The sequence below is a fragment of the Candidatus Sphingomonas phytovorans genome, from assembly GCA_029202385.1.
Classification (GTDB): domain Bacteria; phylum Pseudomonadota; class Alphaproteobacteria; order Sphingomonadales; family Sphingomonadaceae; genus Sphingomonas; species Sphingomonas phytovorans.
Window position 1 is genome coordinate 1,105,169 of sequence record CP119314.1, and the last position, 19,629, is coordinate 1,124,797.

Sequence of the window (19,629 nt, forward strand, 5' to 3'; positions counted from 1 at the left end):
CCCACATCCCGCATTGGCGCTGCGGATCCTGGCGAACTACCTAGGGGCGATGATCGCGGTCGTCCATCATCCCGCCTATGTCGTTGCCGGCGGGCGCGTGGCGAAGGTGACGAAGAACGCGGCGATCCGCGATCTGCTACGGGCGGAAGCCGACGCGATCGAATGGATCGAGCCCCAGCCGATGCCGCGTCCCTGGATCGAGGCGGTGCACGATCCCGACTATGTCGACGAAGTGCTCAACGCCCGCGTGCCGCGCGAGAAGGAACGCCGGATCGGCTTTCCGGTGACCGAGGTAGTGGCACGGCGTTCGCAGATGGTAGCGGGCGGCACCTGGCTGGCGGCACGAATCGCCCTCGAACGCGGTTTCGCGGCGAACAGCGCAGGCGGCAGCCATCATGCCCTGGCAACCACGGGGGCGGGTTATTGCGTGCTGAACGATCTCGCCATCGCGGCGGTACGGTTGGTGGAGGAGGGGACGGTTGCGCGGGTCCTGGTTGTCGACGGCGATGTCCATCAGGGCGACGGCACCGCCGCCTTGACCGCCGGCAGGCCAGGCATCGCAACCTATTCGATCCACGCCGAGCGCAACTTCCCGGTACGCAAGGCGCGCTCGACGCTCGATATCGCCTTGCCGGACGGCACCGGCGACGTCGCCTATCTGGACGCACTGGAGTCGAGTCTGGCGCCGCTGATGGATGAACAGCGGCCCGACCTGATTCTCTATCAGGCGGGAGTGGATCCGTTCGGGGGTGATCGACTCGGCCGGTTGGCGCTTACCCACGAGGGCCTGATCGCGCGCGATCGCCTCGTTGCGGGACTCGCCCGGAAGCGCGGCATTCCGCTCGCGAGCACGGTCGGCGGCGGCTATGGGGAGGACGTCGCGGCGGTAGCCCGACGTCATGTCACTGCGATCCTCACGCTGGGATCAGTGCTTTTACCGGCCCATGATCGGGCATTGCCTTAAAAGAACCATTTGCAGGCGCCTCCGATCAAACTAGGTTGGCCAGTCAACGCTCCGGGCATAGAGGGCGTCGGATAAATCCGCAGGACAAACATAAATGGCATCCGCCGTTCACGAATTGACGCCCGCCGAGGCGTCCGCAAATCCCCCCGCTGAATCGATCGTTGTGCGCTTCGCCGGAGACTCCGGTGACGGCATGCAGCTCACCGGCGGGCAGTTCACCCTTTCCACCGCGCTCGCCGGCAATGACCTTGCGACCTTCCCCGATTTCCCCGCGGAGATCAGGGCGCCGCAGGGTACCTTGTTCGGCGTCTCCGCCTTCCAGATCAATTTCGGCTCTACCGCGATCGAGACGGCGGGCGACGCGCCCGACGTGCTTGTCGCGATGAACCCGGCAGCGCTGAAGACGAATGTCGGCGCGCTGAAGCCGGGGGGGCTGATCATCGCCGACGAGGGCGAGTTCGGCGAGCGCAATCTCGCCAAGGCGAAATATGAGGTCAATCCGCTGCGCGACGGTAGCCTCGCCCGGTGGCAGGTGCTCGCGTTCAACATATCGCAGCTGACGCTTGATGCGGTGAAGCCCTTCGGCCTCGGCAACAAGGAGGCGCTGCGCTGCAAGAACATGTGGACGCTGGGGCTCGCACTCTGGATGTTCGATCGTGACCGCCAGCCGCTGATCGACTGGCTCAAGAACAAGTTCGCCAAGAGTCCGACGCTGGCCGAAGCGAATATCGCCGCGCTCAACGCCGGTCATGCCTATGGCGAGACGGCCGAGCTGGCCGGGCCGATGAAGCAGCATCATGTCGCGGCAGCCCCGGCCGAGCCGGGCCTGTACCGCACCGTCACCGGCGCCGAGTCGATCTCGCTCGGCCTCGTTGCCGGCGTTCAGCTTGCCGGTGTGAAGATGTTCTTCGGCGGCTATCCGATCACCCCGGCCTCGGCGATCCTGCATCACCTGTCGCGGCTCAAGGAATTCGGCATCACGACCTTCCAGGCGGAAGACGAGATCGCCGCGATCGCCAGCGCGATCGGCGCGTCCTACGCAGGACAGCTTGGCGTCACCTCTTCCTCGGGCCCGGGCATCGCGCTCAAGGGTGAGGCGATGGGCCTTGCGATCATGACCGAGTTGCCGCTGGTCATCGTCAACTCGCAGCGCGGCGGCCCCTCGACGGGTCTGCCCACCAAGACCGAGCAGTCAGATCTTTATCAGGCGGTCTATGGTCGTAATGGCGATGCGCCGATGCCGGTCATTGCCGCACGGTCGCCCGCCGACGCGTTCGACTGCGCGATCGAGGCGGTGCGAATCGCCGTCCGGTACATGACTCCGGTGATGCTGCTGACGGACGGCTATATCGCCAATGCCGCCGAGCCATGGCTGGTGCCTGACATGGACAGCTATACGCCGTTCCCGGTCACCTATCTCGAGGAAGCGCCGGAAGGCGGCTTCCTGCCTTATGGGCGTGACGAGAAGCTGGCGCGTCCGTGGGTGAAGCCTGGTACGCCCGGCCTGCTCCACCGTATCGGCGGCATCGAGAAGCAGCTTGGCACCGGCAACATCGAATATGGCGCAGCCAACCATCAGGCGATGACCGAGATTCGCCGCGACAAGGTGCTCGGCATCGACGTGCCGGACCAGAAGGTCGAGATGGGTACCGAGAGCGGCAAGCTTGCGATCGTCGGATGGGGGTCGACCTATGGTCCGATCCATCAGGCGGTGCGCCGTGCCCGTGCCAGGGGGCTGGACGTCAGCCATATCCATATCCGCCATATCTGGCCGCTGCCGGGTAATCTCGGTGCACTTCTCAAGGGTTATGAGAAGATTCTCGTACCCGAAATGAACACCGGTCAGCTCAAGACCGTGCTGCGCGACCAGTATCTGGTCGATGCAAAGCCGCTCAACAAGATTTCCGGTCAGCCCTTCATGATCGCTGAGATCGAAGCGGCGATCGAGGAGGCGCTCGCATGAACGACATGACCCCTATCGCGAAGACCAGCCCCAAGGATTGGGAGACAGACCAGGAGGTGCGCTGGTGCCCGGGTTGCGGCGATTACGCGATCCTGAAGGCAGTGCAGCGCACCATGCCGGAGATCGGCGCGCGGCCGGAGAACACCGTGTTCGTCAGCGGCATCGGCTGCTCGTCGCGTTTCCCTTACTACATGGAAACCTATGGCTTCCATACCATCCATGGCCGCGCGCCTGCGGTGGCGACGGGGGTGAAGCTGGCCAATCCCGATCTCGACGTGTGGATCATCACCGGCGACGGCGATGCGCTGTCGATCGGCGGCAACCACACCATGCATCTGATCCGCCGCAATCTGGATTGCCAGGTGCTGCTGTTCAACAACGAGATCTACGGCCTGACCAAGGGGCAATATTCGCCGACCAGCCATGTCGGCACGCGCAGCCCCTCGACGCCGTTCGGCTCGCTCGACCGCCCGTTGACGCCTTGTGCGTTCGTGCTCGGGTCGGGCGCGCGCTTCGTGGCGCGGGCGATCGACGTGAACAAGAACCTGCCGGCGGTGCTCAAGGCAGCCTATGCGCATAAGGGCACGGGCTTCGTCGAGATATTCCAGAACTGCATCGTCTATAATGACGACGTGTTTGCGCCTTTCACCGAAAAGGCCAATGCCGCCGGCAGCCAGATGTGGGTCGAGCACGGCAAGCCGTTGTTGTTCGCTGGCGGCACCAAGGGCCTGGCGCTCGATACCGAGAAGCTGGTGCTGAAGGTGGTCGATGTCGAGGGTGGCGACTGGGAGGCGGCACACGTCATCGTGCACGACCAGACCAACCGCGCGGTGGCGCACATGCTGGTCGAGATGCCGTTTGGGGCGTTCCCGATGGCGCTTGGCGTGATCTATGACGATTCGGCCCCGACCTTCGAGAGCGCGGTCGTCGCGCAGAACGCGCAGGCCAGCACGGGCAAGACGCCCAATCTACAGAAGCTCCTTTCGCAGGGGCAGACCTGGCAGGTCGAGAAACAACCGCACACGATGTAGGTGTGGGGTAGGTACGGGCAGGGGGTCGGCAATGACGTTCGTCGTCACGGATGCCTGCATCCGGTGCAAGTTCATGGATTGTGTCGAAGTCTGCCCCGTGGAGGCGTTCCGCGAGGGCGAGAACATGCTCGTAATCGATCCTGACGAGTGCATCGATTGCAATCTCTGCCTGCCCGAATGCCCCGCCGACGCCATCCTGCCGGATATCGAAGACGGTGCCGTGGCCTGGATCGAGCTCAACAAGACCTATGCGGCGCAATGGCCTGCGGTGTCGAGCAAGGTCGGCCAGACGCCGGGCGATGCCGAGGCGTTCAACGGGGTGACGAGCAAGTTCGAGCAGTATTTTTCGGCTGAACCAGGCAAGGGCGACTGACCGGGGGCGTCAGGTCGACGTGTCGGACAGCAGCACGATCGATGCGCGCGCGAGGCTGGATACAGCCTCGCGCACCTCTAGCTCCGACAGATCCGGCAGGGCCGCGACCAGCGCACCGAGGGTCGATGCATCCCGATCCAGCAGCATGGCCAGAACGGCACGCTCGACGGGCGTCAGCGGCGTTGTCGCGGTACCGTGGCGAATCTGCGCCGTGTCCTCGGCAAGCGGCAGGCGGCGGCGCAGCATCGGCCGGATCTCGATATCCGTATGGAGCGGATCGGACAGGCCGAGGTTGAGCGCCTTGAGCGATTCGCGCTGCCGGTCCGCCATGGCGAGGAAGTCACCCAAGTCGATCGTATCCACCAGCCGATGGAGCGCCGTGCGCAGATCATCCTGCCGCGTCGCCAGCGCCTCGCGCCCCGGCAGGGCCGAGATGTCCCGTCGGAACAGTTCCTCTTCGAGGCAGCGCCGCCCGATCCATTGCACGATGTCGCCGCCACGGGGATAGGCGATGCCGATCGTCAGGTGGAGCGAATGCCCCTCCTCGACCTGCGCGCGATGGATGTCGCCGCGAGGAATATAGAGGATGTCGCCCGGTTCGAGCACAGCGCTCCATTCCGGCTGTTCGGCGGCGCCGATTTTGGCGAACGCCGTCACGCCCCTGATCGGATAACGATCGCGCTGGCCGTAGCAGAACCACCGTTTGCGCCCATGAACCTGCAGCACCATGACGTCATGGTCGTCCCAATGCGCCCCGAAGGCGCTATCCTGACGGAAGCTGACATAGGCATTGACGCTCGCCCTGGCACGCAGGTGACGCTCGACCATCGCGGCGAGCGCGCCGATGCCCGGTATCAGCCGCTCGATGTCGTTGACGACCAGGCTGAGTCCCTTGTCGGCGAGCGACTGGAGCGTGTCAGGCGCGAGTTCCTGAACGCCGGAGCCGCCCGAACGTGCGGCAAGCATCGCCGGCGGCATGTCATGCCCGTTGCGGATCGTGCGGACTTGTCCGTTCTGCAGGCGTTCGATCGTGACCAGCGCGTTGAAGGCGGGCCAGGGAACGAGGCGGGCGAACTCGGCCTGTCGCGCGGTGTGCAGATGCAGCCTGCGCTCCTCGACGATCGCGTCGGCAAGTGATGAAAGCGCGTTCGGCGCGATCAGGCTTTGCAGGTCGGTGATCATGTGTCGGCTTCCCCGCTGCCTTGGTCGTTCCACCTAGACCAGGAACGACGGCCATGGAAAGTGACGCGCGAAGCGTCTCTTGCGGCCATTGCGGCCGACGGGCATGGCGGCAGCGATGGATGCGCCGACGCTTCTCTGGTTTCGCCGCGACCTGCGCCTGTCGGATCAGGCTGCGCTGGTTGCCGCGGCGGGCGAGGGGCCGGTGATCCCCGTCTATATCCTCGATGACGAGAAGCCGCGGCATCGCCGCATGGGCGCTGCTTCGCGCTGGTGGCTGCACCACAGCCTCGCCGCGCTTGACCGGCACCTGCGGGACAAAGGGTCGCGCCTGATATTGCGGCGGGGTGAGGCTGCGGCGGAGCTTGGCAGGCTGGCTGAAGAGACCGGGGCACGGCGGGTTCATTGCCTGCGCCATTATGAACCCTGGTGGCGCAACGCCGAACGCGCGGTAGCGAAGACCCTGGATCTGGTGAGCCATGACGGCAATTATCTGGCGCCGCCGGGTTCGATCACGACAGGGTCGGGACATCCCTACAAAATCTATACGCCGTTCTGGCGTGCCTTGCGGGAGCATATGCCGCCGCCAGCGTCGATGCCTGCGCCGCACGTCATTCCGGCGCCCGAGACATGGCCGGATAGCGATCGGCTTGAGGGTTGGGCGCTGCTGCCGGCGAAGCCCGACTGGGCAGGCGGCTTTCGCGACGAATGGACGCCGGGCGAGGAGGGCGCGAGGGACCGGCTTCATGACTTCGGTTCCAAGGCTGCGGCGTATGATATCGATCGAAACCTGCCGTCCGACGACGGTAGCTCGCGCCTGTCGCCGCACCTGCATTTTGGAGAAATATCGCCCGCGACGGTCTGGCATCATGTCGCCGGGACATCGGGCGATTCGACCACCTTCCTCAAGGAACTCGCCTGGCGGGATTACGCGCAGAATGTGATCCTGCAATTTCCCGACTATGGCTCGAAGAACGGGCGTGAAGCGCTCGATGGACTGCCCTGGCGGACTGGAAAGACAGCCGATGCCGATCGCCGCGCCTGGCGGCTTGGCCGCACCGGCTATCCGATCGTCGATGCGGGAATGCGTCAGCTCTGGGCAACCGGCTGGATGCACAATCGCGTGCGCATGATCGCGGCGAGCTTCCTGATCAAGCATCTGCTGATCGACTGGCGCGATGGCGAAGCGTGGTTCTGGAATACCCTTGTCGATGCCGATTACGGCAACAACAGCGTCAACTGGCAATGGACCGCGGGCACTGGCGTGGATTCCAACATGTTCGTCCGCATCATGGCGCCGCTGGTTCAATCGCCGAAATTCGATGCGGCGCGCTACATCCAACAATGGGTGCCCGAGCTCGCGGACATTCCCGACTCGGCGATCCACGATCCTGAAGCCGCAGGCTGCCGGCCCGACGCCTATCCGGTGAAGATCATCGGTCACCGCGAAGCGCGGGAGCGCGCGCTGGCCGCGGCGAAGCGGGCGCGGTGATCGTGATACGAATCGCTTTTCCGGCGCTGTCGCCGGGTGCATGAGAGCGGCTTCATGAACGCATCAGCGCCGAACAGGGGACGTCGTTTCGGGACGCGCGCGAGGCCGGCCTATGGTTGGGTCGACTGGTTCCTCACACCCTGCGCGGGCGTTTTCCATCGCCTGCTCGATCGGATCGATCAGGGACTTGAGGCAGGCTCGATCGAGGCTTCCTTGCCTGACGGAACCCACCGCGTTCTGGGCGGACGCGCCGTCGGCCCGGTTGCGATCGTCGAGATATCCAGCTGGCGCGCGCTGATTCGCCTGGCGATGGGGGGATCGGCCGGGTGGTATGTCGGCTGGGCGCGCGGCGAATGGCGCAGCCCCGATCCCGTGCCGCTGTTCGACCTTTTCATGCGCAATCGCCGGCCGCTCGGCGAGGTGGGGCGATCGCGTGGCGCCATGCGGCGGGTGCGTCGCCTCTGGCATGCGCTGCGGCGCAACCATCGCAGTGGGGCGCGACGGAATATCGAATTCCATTACGATCTGGGCAATGACTTCTACAGCCTGTGGCTCGATCCCGGCATGACCTATTCGAGTGCGCTGTTCGAAGAACCGATCTCGGCCGCGCAATCATTGGAAGACGCGCAGGCGACCAAGCTGCGCGCCATTCTGGATCGAACCAGGGTCGGACCGGGCGCTTCCATCTTGGAGATCGGTTGCGGCTGGGGCTCCTTCGCCGAGATTGCGGCACGGGCAGGGGCGAGTGTCCATGGCATCACGCTCTCGGCGGAACAGAAGCGTGCGGTCGAGGCGCGCATGGCGGAGGCTGGGCTGGACGGCGTCACCGTCTCATTGACTGACTATCGCGATGTGACCGGGCAATATGATGCCGTTGCCAGCATCGAGATGGTCGAGGCGGTCGGCGAGGAATATTGGCCGGCCTATCTGCAGGCCATTGCAGGAGCGCTTAAGCCGGGCGGGCGGGCGGCGATCCAGTATATCGCGATCGATGATGCGATCTTCGATGCCTATGCCGGCAACGTGGATTTCATCCAGCGCTTCGTCTTCCCCGGCGGCCTTTTGTTGTCGGAGAGCCGCTTTCGCGCGATTGCCCAGGCCCAAGGCCTGACCTGGCACGACAAGCGGGAATTCGGGCTTCACTATGCCGAGACGCTGAAGCGCTGGCGCGCCGCGTTCGACGCTGCCGTCACCGCCGGCCGCCTGCCTGCCGAATTCGATCGCCATTTCGTCGATCTGTGGCGATACTATCTGATGTATTGCGAGGGCGGGTTCAGAGGTGGCGGGATACACGTCGCCCAGGTCACGCTGATCAAGGGGGAGTGATGCGAATGAAACGACGGATGTTGACCGCGCTTGCGCTGGCGGGCGCGGTATTGATGCCGGTGCAGGGTTTCGGACAGGCGCAACCCGCGTCAGCCGCGGATGAGGCGACGCAACGCCAGGTCGGTGCCGAGATACTGTTCTGGTCGCAGGCGCAGCGCGATTCGAATTTCCCGGCGATGGAGAAGATCTTCCCCGGCAACACCATCAAGGCCGATCCCGCGAAACTGCGCGCGCTGCCTGCGGGAAAGCCGCTCCCCATGGCGGCCGCGGATGTGGACGCGTTCATGACCTCGATGAACGTCGCTGGCCTGATCGTGCTGCAGGACGGCAAGGTGCGGCTCGAACGCTATGCGCGCGGGCTGACCCCGGATGGGCGCTGGACCAGCTTTTCGGTCGCGAAATCCTTCACCTCAACCCTGGTTGGCGCGGCGATGAAGGACGGCTTGATCAAATCGCTGAACGATCCGGTGACACGCTACATCCCCGATCTGGCCGGCAGCGGCTATGACGGTGTGACGGTCGCCCAGTTGATGACGATGACCTCGGGCGTGAAATGGAACGAGGATTATACCGATCCCAAGTCCGATGTGGCGCGGATGTTCCTTGAGCCGGTGCCGGCGGGCGTCGATCCCACCGTCTATTTCATGCGCAAGCTGCCGCGCGAGACGGCGCCTGGGACCAAATGGGTCTACAAGACGGGTGAGACCAATCTGATCGGCGTGCTGGTGCGTCGCGCGACGGGGAAGACGCTGGCCGCCTATGCCGAGGAGAAGATCTGGAAACCCGCCGGCATGGAGCGCGACGGCTTCTGGATGAAGGACCAGACCGGTGCCGAGGTCAGCGGCTGTTGTCTGTCGGTGTCGCTGCGCGACTATGCGCGCTTCGGCCAGTTCGCGCTGGAAGGCGGGCATGGGATCGTCAAGGACGGCTGGTTCGCTGACGCCACCAGGGCGCATGCGGAGGTCGCGCCCGGCGGTTACGGCTATGGTTATCAATGGTGGACCTATCCCGAAGGCCGCTACGGCGCGCAGGGGATTTTCGGCCAGATGATCACGATCGATCCGGCGTCGAAGGTGGTGATCGCGATGGTCAGTGCGGCACCCAAAGCGAGCGACCGTCCGCTGACGCTGGCTCGGCTGGCTTTTTTCCAGAAGCTGATGGCGGCGGCGAAGTAAGGGCTTCTCCGCTTCTCATTCCCCTCCCGCGAGCGGGAGGGGAATGAGAAGGGTCAGTCGACTCGCTCGAAATGGCCGTTCTCGAAATCTTCCGCCACCAGCGCCGTGATACGGTTCGCCACGACTTCCGGTGCCTTCACTGAGGCGGGATCCTCGCCGGGATAGGCGCGCTCGCGCATCTTGGTGCGGGTCGCGCCCGGATCGACGATCGCGGTGCGGATGCTGCTGATATGCTCCATCTCGTCGCCATAGGCGCCCAGCAGTGTCTCGAATGCGGCCTTGGAGGCACCGTACAGGCCCCAATAGGCGCGCGGGGTGCGGCCGACGCTTGAGGTGATGCCGATGACCCGGGCGCGCTTCGACTTGCGCAGCATCGGATCGAACGCGGTGATGAGGGCGGCCTGCGCGCTGACGTTGAGGGTCAGGACTGTCGCCAGTTCCTTCGAATCGATCGCCGGCACGGCCGCGAGGCTGCCAAGCGTCGCGGCATTGAGCACCATGATGTCTAGTTGCGGCCAGCGCTCGCCGATCGCGGCGCCGAGGCGGGCGATGCTGTCGGTCTCGGTCAGGTCGAGCGGGGCGATGGTCGCGCTGCCGCCCGCCTCGAATATCTCGGTTTCGATCTGCTCCAGATCCTTCGCCGTGCGCGCGGTGATGACGACGTGCGCGCCCGCGGCGGCAAGAGCCCTGGCGGTCGCCGCGCCGATCCCGCGGCTGGCGCCGGTCACGAGGGCGATCTGGTTGGCGAGGGGTTTGTCAGTCATTCTCGTCTCTCTTCGTCACCCCGGACCTGTTCCGGGCCCCACCGGCCCGCAAACGGACGCGGCGGCGCTTGCACCACGGTGGATGCCGGAACAAGTCCGGCATGACGGGTCTGGCTAGATCACCCGCTCAGCGAGGAGGGCGAACTGGTCGACCGAGGCGACTTCGTCCTGGTCGGTCAGCATCGTCGGGTAATCCCCGGTGAAGCAGGCATCGCAGTGGCTGGGACGGATATCGGCGCGGTGCGGTTCGCCCAGCGCCTTGTACAGGCCGTCGATCGACACGAACGCCAGGCTGTCCGCCTGGATATATTTGTTCATCTCGTCGATGTTCATGTTCGCCGCGAGCAGTTTGGCGCGCTCCGGCGTGTCGACGCCGTAGAAGCAGCTATGCCGGGTCGGCGGGCTGGCGATTCGCATATGCACCTCGGCCGCGCCGGCCTCGCGCATCATCTGAACGATCTTGAGGCTGGTGGTGCCGCGCACGATCGAATCGTCGATCAGCACGATCCGCTGGCCCTTGATCAGCGCGCGATTGGCGTTGTGCTTCAGCTTCACGCCGAGATGGCGAACCTTGTCGCCCGGCTGGATGAAGGTGCGGCCGACATAATGCGAACGGATGATGCCGAGTTCGAACGGGATGCCGGATTGCTGGGCATAGCCGATCGCCGCTGGTGTGCCCGAATCGGGAACCGGGATGATCAGGTCGGCCTCTACCGGGCTTTCGATCGCGAGCTGCGCGCCGATCGCCTTGCGGACGGTATAGACGCTGCGGTCTTCCGAGATCGAATCGGGGCGCGAGAAATAGACATATTCGAAGATGCACGGACGCGGCGAGACCGGCGCGAACGGGCGGTGCGAGCTGATTTCGGTGCCGCGCACGATCACCAGTTCGCCGGGCTCGATCGAGCGGACGAATTCGGCGCCGACCACGTCGAGCGCGACCGTTTCCGACGCGAAGATCACCGACCCGTCGAGTCGGCCCATCACGAGCGGCCGGATGCCGAGGGGGTCGCGGCAAGCGATCATGCCCTCCGGCGTCATCACGATCAGCGAATAGGCGCCCTCGACCCGCTTCAGCGCATCGATGAACTTGTCGACGAACGTGCGGTAGCTCGACGTTGCGACGAGATGGATGATCGTCTCGGTATCGGAGGTCGACTGGAAGATCGACCCGCGCTGGACGAGATCGCGCCGCAGCCGCATCGCGTTGGAAATATTGCCGTTATGGGCGATGGCGAAGCCGCCTGAGGCGAGGTCGGCATAGAGCGGCTGCACGTTGCGCAGCGCGGTCTCGCCGGTCGTCGAGTACCGGACATGGCCGCAAGCCACGGTACCGCGCAGCGCCTGGATGATGTCGTCGCGGTCGAAATTACCGGCGACATGACCCATCGCGCGGTGGGTATGGAATTCGGCGCCGTCGAAACTGGTGATACCCGCCGCCTCCTGGCCACGGTGCTGCAGCGCGTGCAGGCCGAGCGCAACGAGCGCAGCGGCGCCGTCACTGCCGGATACGCCGAAAATGCCGCACTCTTCGCGCAGCTTGTCCCCGTCGATAGGGGCTTCAAATGGGTTCGTAGTAAGCATGGCGCCCTTCGGGGGGAGTAGCGTCGCCCGCCATATAGGGACGCCTTTCGGCTTTGTCGCGCTTTTGTCACATGGATTATTCGCCAACCGTCGCATTGGCGGTTTTGCGTGGGCAGGCTAAGCGTCGCACATGCCCGATTCCCGCGAAACCGGCCTTGCGCTTGACCCGAAATACGACGCCGCCGGCCTGATCACGGCGGTTGCGACCGACCGCACTACCGGCGAAGTGCTGATGCTTGCCCATATGAATGCCGAGGCGCTCGCCGCCACGGTCGCCACGCGGGAGGCGCATTTCTGGTCGCGCAGCCGCGGGCGACTCTGGAAGAAGGGCGAATCGTCAGGGCATGTCTTGCGAGTCGCTGACATCAGGATCGATTGTGACCAGGATGCGGTGTGGCTGATCGTTGATCCCGCCGGCCCGGCTTGCCACACCGGCGAGCGCAGTTGCTTCTATCGTCGGATCGACGGCGACCGACTCGCGACGGTCGAATGAAGCGCGGCCTGTTGCTGCCATTGCTGTTCGTCGCTGGATGTTCCGGTGGCGAACCCCAGCCAGCGAACAACGCGACCGCGGCTACGGGCCTTGAAGCCGCTGCGATTGAGGCCGGGGTGATTCCCGATCCCAACAACACCGACATCACTGGTCTCTACGCGCGTGACACGGACCGGGTCTGCATCGTGCCCAGCGCCACCGCCTATCGGATAGGCGTGTTCGTCGATTATGGCGACAAGGTGAGTTGTGGCGGATCGGGCACGATCACGCGTGCCGGGGAGAAGCTCCAGCTAGAATTCGACGGGGTCGACGGGTGCAGCTTCGAGGCGCGCTTCGAAGGGGACCGGATCGTGTTTCCCGGCAATCTGCCGAGCGCCTGCCAGAAGCTTTGCGCGCAACGTGCCTCTATGGCGGCGCTGGATGTGACCCGCCTGAGCGAGTCGGTTTCGGAAGCTTCCACCTTGCGCGACGGGAAGGGCAAACTGCTCTGCAGCAGCGGCGGATGAGCTTGACGTTCACGTAAACGGCATTTAGCTTTGCCGCATGTCAACAGTCGCAGCCTATGCAGCGATCGAGCGCCATCCCGATCGCGATCACTTTTCGATCTCCGATCTGTCCGCCGAGTTCGGTGTGACGGCACGGGCCCTGCGATTCTATGAGGATGAAGGGCTGATCGCGCCGGAGCGGCGCGGCACCGCCCGCATCTATTCGCAGCGCGATCGTGCGCGGCTCGCCTGGATCCTGCGCGGCAAGCGTGTGGGTTTCAGCCTTGGCGAGATCCGCGAGATGATCGACCTCTACGATATCGGCGATGGCCGCCAGGTCCAGCGAACGGTAACGATCGATCGCTGCCGCCAGCGCGTATCGCTGCTGAGTTCGCAAAAGCACGATATCGATGCCGCGATCGACGAATTGAACGATTTCATCACCCTGCTCGAAACGCACGGCGCACAAGGCCGGCTGAAGGACTGATCCATGCCCCAATATACCCCGCCCGTGCGCGATACGCGCTTCATCCTGGAGCATGTGGTCGGCCTCGATCGCTATGCGAACCTGCCCGGTTTCGCCAACGCGACCCCCGATGTGGTCGATGCGGTGCTTGACGAGGGCGGCAAGTTCGTCGCCGAGGTGCTGTTCCCGCTCAACCAGTCGGGCGATCTTGAGGGCTGCACCCGCCATGAGGACGGCTCGGTCACCACGCCAAAGGGTTTCAAGGAAGCCTATGACAAGTTCGTCGAATCGGGCTGGGGCACGCTGTCCGCCCCGGCCGAGTTCGGCGGGCAGGAGATGCCGCACGTCGTCTCGACTGCGTTCCAGGAATATATGATCTCCTCCAACATGGCGTTCGCCATGTATCCGGGCCTGACCCATGGAGCGATCGCGGCGCTGCTGGTCAAGGGTACCGACGAGCAGAAGGCGAAATACGTCCCCCATATGGTCTCGGGCAAGTGGGGCGGGACGATGAACCTGACTGAGCCGCAGTGCGGCACTGATCTGGGCCTGATCCGCACCCGCGCCGAGCCGCAGGCTGACGGTTCCTATGCGATCACCGGCACCAAGATCTTCATCTCGTCGGGCGAGCATGACCTGACCGAGAACATCATCCATCTCGTCCTGGCCAAGACGCCGGGCGCGCCGGAAAGCTCGAAGGGCATCTCGCTGTTCGTCGTGCCGAAGTTCTTCGTCAACGACGACGGATCGCTCGGCGCGCGTAATGCGGTGTCGTGCGGCTCGATCGAGCACAAGATGGGCATCCACGCCAACTCGACCTGCGTGATGAACTATGACGGGGCGACGGGCTGGCTGGTCGGCGAGGAGATGAAGGGCCTCGCCGCGATGTTCATCATGATGAACGCAGCGCGCCTCGGGGTGGGGTTGCAGGGACTCGGAGTCGCGGAGACAGCTTATCAGAACGCCGTCCAGTATGCGCATGACCGTCGCCAGGGCCGCGCGCTGACCGGCGCCAAGGATCCGCAGGAAAAGGCCGACACCCTGTTCGTCCATCCCGACATCCGCCGGATGCTGATGGACTCGAAGGCGCTGACCGAGGGGCTGCGCGCGCTCTGCCTGTGGGGTGCCCTCCAGGCCGACCTGGAACATGCCGCCGCGAGCGAGGAGGAGCGTCAGCTCGCCGCCGACCTGGTCGGGCTGCTGACCCCTGTCATCAAGGGTTATGGCACCGACAAGGGCTATGAGATCGCGACCAATGCGCAGCAAGTCTATGGCGGCCATGGCTACATCGCCGAATGGGGCATGGAGCAATATGTCCGCGATGCCCGGATCTCAATGATTTACGAAGGCACCAACGGAATCCAGGCAATGGACCTGGTCGGCCGAAAACTTGCCATGAACGGCGGCCGCGCGGTGCAGGTGTTTTTCAAGGTCGTCGGCGAGGATGTGGCGGCTGGCAAGGCGGACCCGGCGATCGCCGATTTCGCTGAGCGCCTCGAAAAGGCCAGCGGCGAATTGCAGCAGGCGACACTCTGGTTCCTCCAGAACGGCATGAAGAGCCCTGACAATGTCGGAGCGGGCGCTCAGCCCTATCTGCACCTGATGGGCATCGTCGCAGTCGGCCTGATGTGGCTGCGCATGGCCTCGGCCGCTGCGAAGCTGAAGGCAGCGGGCGAGGGGGATGCCGCCTTCCTCGATGCGAAGCTGGTGACTGCGCGTTATTTCGCTGAGCGGATCATGCCTGATGCCGGGGCGTTGCGCCGGAAGATCGAGGGCGGTGCCGAATCGCTCATGGCCCTTCCGCCGGAGATGTTCGTCGCGGCCTGAGAGGTCGGAGAACGGTCCAGCGCCGTGCTTCGTTTACTTCCGGCATGACGCTTGAGGTAGATGAGGGGATTCTACCGGGCAGCCGGTGACTGGTTGGCGGGCGCCGGCAGCGCAGTCGCAGGCTTTGCCGGGGGAGGCGCCGCTTCCACCTTCCGCCGTACGCCCGACAACTCCGGTACTGGTCTGATCGTCGTCGCCACTGGGGGCGGCGATACCGATGTAGTGCCCGCCAGGCTCTCCAGCTTGAAAGTGTCGGCCTGTCGCGCGACCGGCACCAGCACTTGCAGTTTCATGCACTGGCTGAAATCCGTCCGCTTGAACTCCGTGCAGTTCCACAGCGCCTTGTCGTAATTGCGGGCGCGGTCGCGCAGATAGCTGAATGACATCGCCGCGATCTGGGTCGGCTGAAGTGGCAGGGCGCCCGGTGTCTTCGCCTTGTTCGTCCAGCCCATCACCTTGCAATAAGGACGCTCCCCGCAGGTGCGTGTTGCGAGCAGGGCAAAGGCGTCCGGCGGCATGCGCGGATCGAGCGTCAGCAGGAAGCTGTTGGTGTCTGTCGTCAGCGACGGTGGTAGTGCGGCGCCCGCGGCAGCCGCTTCGACGACGGCGGAGGACGCTTCGACCAGCGCCGCGCCCGTCTTGTGCGCGTCGGAATAGAGCGCGAGTTGCGAAACGACGGGTTCGTCGGACGATACATGCCGGTTGAACGCGGGTGGCGTGCCCCACCAGCCGGTCCAGCGGAAGAACAAATGGGTCCGGACCGCGGCGATCTTGTCTAGGCTCGACTGCCAATAGGGTACGACCCAGTCGGTATGGTAATGGGTGGCATAGCCGACCGGCTTGTAGACGTTGCCGCTCAGTGCCAGCGTGGCGGTCTCGCGGGCTCGCATCCAGGCCGCGTCGGACCAGCGATGCCTGACCAGCGCGCCATCGCAGGTGAAGGTGAACTGGCATCCGGTCACCCGGTCGGAACCCTGGAACACCACGCCGCAGATCGTCTTCGGAAAGGCCGGATGACGTGCCCGGTTGATCACGACTTGCGCCACCGAACGCTGGCCAAGCGTGTCGTCACCGGCTTCGTAGAGTACGCCGGCGGCGAGGCAATCGATCGCGCGCGCGCGTTGTTCGTCGGTGCCGACGAACTTGAAGGGGCGTGCCGCCGGATTCGGGCCGGTGGAGAACGGGACCGATGCGTTGAACGCCCGGGCATCGTCGGGTGCCAGATCTTGGAATGCCACCGGCTCTACCGGAGGCAGCTCGGCCTTGGGAACGACCCGCTGCGGCAGCCGCTTGACCGGATGATGTAGCAAGACCGGCGGCGCCTTGAGCACGACAAACATCGGCAGCGCGATCGCCGCAATTGCGACCAGCGACAGAAGGTGGTTCAGGCCGAGACGTGGCGTGCCCGGCTGGGCGGAAGGCTGTGACATGGGCGCAGGCGTTCAGTGATGAAGGAAGCGGCGCGGAAGGGAGATCAAGGGCGGCTCCTGGCGGTCGGACTGGTGGGCCTTACTCCAGAACGCTTCGGACACGAAATGGTTCGAGCGAGTCTCTCGTAGGGACAATGCCTGGTTGACCGGAACCGCTGGGGTGGATCCCTTTCCTGATACCCCGCATGCGAGTCGCGACGCGGGGAAGAGGTCGACCTGTCTTGTTCCCCTTTGGGTATGATGTGAAGCGAAGGCCGTGCTGGAGATAGTTCTGGCGTCAGTCCGGCTGGAGGTGTCGCCTGGCCATCGTGGATGCCAGGCGAGCGTACCACGGCGTTCGGCCTCTGCCGGCCAAGCGTGATCAAATCGAACTGGTCGATGGCAGACCCGACAATTGCCAACAGCGGCCGTCACTCCGGGATCATCGCCCGCCCTTGGCAAGCCCGCCCTTGGCAAGGTTGCTGCTTATTCCGGCCAGAATCCAGTGGCTTCACAAAGATCCCATTGATCTGCCGTCTTGATGCCGCAGGCCCGGTCGCCTTTGGGGCAGTGCTGGACTGCCGCCTGATATCGGCTGGAGCAGCTCTTGGGAGGGACAATGCCGGGCCGGCTCACCTTGGCCGGGATCGGGATTACCTTTACCATCGCGACGGCTGGAACGATCTTCGGCGCTACCGGAGTCGTGGTCGCGGCGGATGCAGTGCTGTCGCCGCGCTGCCCGAAAATCATGGGCCACACCAGAAACAACGCCAGCATCACGCTGACGCAAATCATCGCCCTGTGCATCTCATGTCCCCCGCAACGCCCCCGCGCCGACCACCGAAATATAGCCGACGCGGATGCTTTGCGCGAGATTAACTTTCCGGAAGGAAGTCCGGCACCGACAGATAACGCTCGCCGGTGTCATAATTGAATCCAAGCACCCGGACGCCGCCGGGAAGCTCAGGCAGTTTCTGGAGGATCGCGGCCAGTGTCGCACCGGAACTGATGCCGACCAGCATGCCTTCCTCGCGCGCCGCCCGGCGTGCCATGTCCTTGGCAACCGCCGCGTCGACCTTGATCGCGCCGTCGATCGCCTGGGTATGGAGGTTGGCCGGAACGAAGCCCGCGCCAATGCCCTGGATCGGGTGCGGACCGGGCTGGCCACCCGAGATGACCGGCGATGCCTCGGGCTCGACCGCATAGACCTTCAGATGTGGCCATTCCTTCTTCAGCGTTTCGGCAACGCCGGTGATGTGGCCGCCGGTGCCGACCCCGGTGATGATCACATCGATCGGCGAATCGCGGAAATCGTTCAGGATCTCTTGCGCCGTGGTGCGAACATGCACGTCGATATTGGCCGGATTCTCGAACTGCTGGGGCATCCAGGAATTGGGCGTCTGCGATACGAGTTCGATCGCGCGCTCGATCGCGCCCTTCATGCCCTTTTCGCGCGGCGTGAGGTCGAAGGAGGCACCATAGGCAAGCATCAGGCGGCGCCGTTCGAGCGACATGCTCTCCGGCATGACGAGGACGAGCTTGTAACCCTTCACCGCCGCGACCATCGCCAGGCCGACGCCGGTATTGCCGCTGGTCGGTTCGATGATCGTGCCGCCGGGTTTGAGGTCGCCCGACTTTTCGGCCGCCTCGATCATGCTCAGCGCGATGCGGTCCTTGATCGAGCCCCCGGGATTGGAGCGTTCGGACTTGATCCATACCTCGGCGCCCGGGAACAGCTTCTGCACTCGGATGTGCGGCGTATTGCCGATTGTTTCGAGGATCGTGTTGGCTTTCATCGTGCGGCCTCCATCTCAATATCTGCGGCGTCCTGCGGCGTCGCGGGGGGGGCGAATGTACGGGCGTTGCGGATGCTCGGGAAGAGCCAGGTCCACAGGATGGTGACGACGATCGCGCCGCCGCCGCCGACCAGCACCGCGCCGATCGGGCCGAGGGCCGAGGCGAGGAAGCCCGATTCGGCCTCACCCAGCTCGTTGGACGCCGATATGGTCAGCTGAGAGACGGCGCCCACCCGGCCGCGCTTGTCGTCCGGCGTGTGGAGCTGGATCAGCGACTGGCGGATATAGACCGAGAACATGTCCGCCGCCCCGGCGACGCCGAGCGCAATCAGGCTGAGCGGCATCGAGGTCGACAGGCCGAACAATACCGTGGCGGAGCCATAGACCAGCACCGAGCCGAGCATCTTCGGGCCCACATTGGTCTTCAGCGGGCGGAAGGAGAAGAACAGGGCGGTCACCGATGCACCCACCGCCGGGGCAGCCGCGAGGGCGCTCAGGCCCTGCGGGCCGACCTTCAATATGTCATGGGCGTAGATCGGCAGCAGCGCGCTGGTGCCGGCGAGGAATACCGCGAAAAGGTCGAGCGTGATCGTCCCCAGGATCATCTTGTTCTGCCAGACATAAGCTAGCCCGTCGGCGATCTGCCTGATCGGGTGGGCGGTGCTGACGGCGATGGTGCGGGCGACCGGGCCGATCATCATCAGGCAGATCAGCGCCCCGCTGAACAGGGCGGTCGCGAGGAAATAAGCGGCCGACGGCGCGATGGCATAGGCGAAGCCGCCGATCGCGGGGCCGATGATCGTGCCGACTTGCCAGGAGATCGAGCTGAGCGCGATCGCGGTCGGCAGCACCTCCCGCGGCACGAGATTTGGGGCCAGTGCCGAAAAGGCCGGACCGGCGAACGCGCGGCCGAACCCGAGCAGTACGGCGACCGAGAACAGCACCGGCAGCGACATCCAGCCCTCATAGGTGGCCAGGGCCAGAATGAAGGCGCAGAGGATCTGCAGCGAGACGGTGACGCGCGTGATCCAGCGGCGGTCGAATCGGTCGGCGACCCAGCCCGTGATCGGCGTCGAGAGGAACAGCGGCACGAACTGAAGCAGGCCGATCAGCCCGAGCTGGGCCGCGGCCCCGGCTGGCGACATGGTCTGGCGGGCGATGGTATAAGTCTGCCAGCCGATCACGATGATCATGCCGTTCTGCGCCAGTGTCATGCAGAAGCGGGCGGCCCAATAGGCCCGGAAGTTGGCGATGCGGAACGGGTGGGGAGGCGATTCCATCTGAGCGGGCTTTAGGCGTCCG

At 64.7% G+C, this 19,629-nt stretch carries 18 protein-coding genes; 11 read left to right on the forward strand and 7 right to left on the reverse strand.

Features of this window, described 5'->3' with window-relative positions:
* The first annotated feature begins 49 nt into the window (after positions 1 to 49).
* From P0Y59_05055 to P0Y59_05070, 4 genes are all read left to right on the forward strand, one after another.
* Positions 50 to 964 (forward strand): histone deacetylase, encoded by a 915-nt coding sequence (locus tag P0Y59_05055; protein ID WEK02498.1) that lies wholly within the window; start codon positions 50 to 52, stop codon positions 962 to 964.
* Between the two features lie 94 nt (positions 965 to 1,058).
* Positions 1,059 to 2,927 carry a 2-oxoacid:acceptor oxidoreductase subunit alpha gene (locus P0Y59_05060; GenBank protein WEK01063.1) on the forward strand — a complete coding sequence of 623 codons (1,869 nt, stop codon included), beginning with the start codon at positions 1,059 to 1,061 and terminating at the stop codon, positions 2,925 to 2,927.
* Positions 2,924 to 3,958, forward strand: a complete 1,035-nt coding sequence (locus tag P0Y59_05065; GenBank protein ID WEK01064.1) for a 2-oxoacid:ferredoxin oxidoreductase subunit beta — start codon at positions 2,924 to 2,926, stop codon at positions 3,956 to 3,958. Before P0Y59_05060 ends, P0Y59_05065 begins: the two co-directional genes overlap by 4 nt.
* Before the next feature lie 31 nt (positions 3,959 to 3,989).
* Positions 3,990 to 4,331, forward strand: coding sequence for a ferredoxin family protein (locus tag P0Y59_05070; GenBank protein WEK01065.1), 342 nt, complete (start codon positions 3,990 to 3,992; stop codon positions 4,329 to 4,331).
* Positions 4,332 to 4,340: 9 nt separating this feature from the next.
* Here P0Y59_05070 and P0Y59_05075 read toward each other — a convergent pair whose 3' ends face one another.
* Complete coding sequence (locus tag P0Y59_05075) at positions 4,341 to 5,513, reverse strand: cupin domain-containing protein (protein WEK01066.1); 1,173 nt, start codon at positions 5,511 to 5,513, stop codon at positions 4,341 to 4,343.
* A gap of 115 nt (positions 5,514 to 5,628) precedes the next feature.
* On the opposite strand from P0Y59_05075, the gene P0Y59_05080 reads away from it, so the two are divergent.
* Genes P0Y59_05080 through P0Y59_05090 form a run of 3 tightly spaced genes read left to right on the forward strand, consistent with a single transcriptional unit; the run spans position 5,629 to position 9,503 of the window.
* Positions 5,629 to 7,002 (forward strand): deoxyribodipyrimidine photo-lyase, encoded by a 1,374-nt coding sequence (locus P0Y59_05080; GenBank protein ID WEK02499.1) that lies wholly within the window; start codon positions 5,629 to 5,631, stop codon positions 7,000 to 7,002.
* Positions 7,003 to 7,056: 54 nt separating this feature from the next.
* Positions 7,057 to 8,328, forward strand: a complete 1,272-nt coding sequence (locus tag P0Y59_05085) for a cyclopropane-fatty-acyl-phospholipid synthase (GenBank protein WEK01067.1) — start codon at positions 7,057 to 7,059, stop codon at positions 8,326 to 8,328.
* A gap of 5 nt (positions 8,329 to 8,333) precedes the next feature.
* Positions 8,334 to 9,503 carry a serine hydrolase gene (locus P0Y59_05090; GenBank protein WEK01068.1) on the forward strand — a complete coding sequence of 390 codons (1,170 nt, stop codon included), beginning with the start codon at positions 8,334 to 8,336 and terminating at the stop codon, positions 9,501 to 9,503.
* A gap of 53 nt (positions 9,504 to 9,556) precedes the next feature.
* On the opposite strand, the gene P0Y59_05095 is transcribed toward P0Y59_05090, so the two are convergent.
* Positions 9,557 to 10,267 carry an SDR family NAD(P)-dependent oxidoreductase gene (locus P0Y59_05095; GenBank protein WEK01069.1) on the reverse strand — a complete coding sequence of 237 codons (711 nt, stop codon included), beginning with the start codon at positions 10,265 to 10,267 and terminating at the stop codon, positions 9,557 to 9,559.
* 114 nt (positions 10,268 to 10,381) lie between these two features.
* Positions 10,382 to 11,851, reverse strand: coding sequence for an amidophosphoribosyltransferase (purF, locus tag P0Y59_05100; GenBank protein WEK01070.1), 1,470 nt, complete (start codon positions 11,849 to 11,851; stop codon positions 10,382 to 10,384).
* A 130-nt stretch (positions 11,852 to 11,981) separates the two neighbouring features.
* Between purF and hisI the strand changes: the two genes are divergently transcribed.
* From hisI to P0Y59_05120, 4 genes are read left to right on the forward strand one after another with little or no spacing between them, the layout of a single operon-like run.
* Positions 11,982 to 12,344, forward strand: coding sequence for a phosphoribosyl-AMP cyclohydrolase (gene hisI / locus P0Y59_05105; protein WEK01071.1), 363 nt, complete (start codon positions 11,982 to 11,984; stop codon positions 12,342 to 12,344).
* Entirely contained in the window at positions 12,341 to 12,850 is a 510-nt protein-coding gene (locus P0Y59_05110) for a hypothetical protein (GenBank protein WEK01072.1), read from the forward strand. Before hisI ends, P0Y59_05110 begins: the two co-directional genes overlap by 4 nt.
* A gap of 37 nt (positions 12,851 to 12,887) precedes the next feature.
* The gene (locus tag P0Y59_05115) at positions 12,888 to 13,316 is read left to right on the forward strand and encodes a MerR family DNA-binding transcriptional regulator (protein ID WEK01073.1); all 429 of its coding nucleotides are present in this window, start codon (positions 12,888 to 12,890) and stop codon (positions 13,314 to 13,316) included.
* Between the two features lie 3 nt (positions 13,317 to 13,319).
* Positions 13,320 to 15,122: an acyl-CoA dehydrogenase C-terminal domain-containing protein gene (locus tag P0Y59_05120; GenBank protein WEK01074.1), complete on the forward strand. Its 1,803-nt coding sequence runs from the start codon at positions 13,320 to 13,322 to the stop codon at positions 15,120 to 15,122.
* Between the two features lie 71 nt (positions 15,123 to 15,193).
* Here the strand turns inward: P0Y59_05120 and P0Y59_05125 are convergent, their stop codons facing one another.
* From P0Y59_05125 to P0Y59_05140, 4 genes are all read right to left on the reverse strand, one after another.
* Positions 15,194 to 16,552, reverse strand: a complete 1,359-nt coding sequence (locus tag P0Y59_05125; protein WEK01075.1) for a cell wall hydrolase — start codon at positions 16,550 to 16,552, stop codon at positions 15,194 to 15,196.
* 465 nt (positions 16,553 to 17,017) lie between these two features.
* Positions 17,018 to 17,338, reverse strand: a complete 321-nt coding sequence (locus P0Y59_05130) for a hypothetical protein (GenBank protein WEK01076.1) — start codon at positions 17,336 to 17,338, stop codon at positions 17,018 to 17,020.
* 68 nt (positions 17,339 to 17,406) lie between these two features.
* Positions 17,407 to 18,327, reverse strand: coding sequence for a cysteine synthase A (cysK, locus tag P0Y59_05135; protein WEK01077.1), 921 nt, complete (start codon positions 18,325 to 18,327; stop codon positions 17,407 to 17,409).
* Entirely contained in the window at positions 18,324 to 19,607 is a 1,284-nt protein-coding gene (locus P0Y59_05140) for an MFS transporter (GenBank protein WEK01078.1), read from the reverse strand. The genes cysK and P0Y59_05140 overlap by 4 nt, the downstream gene beginning before the upstream one ends.
* Positions 19,608 to 19,629 lie beyond the last annotated feature (22 nt).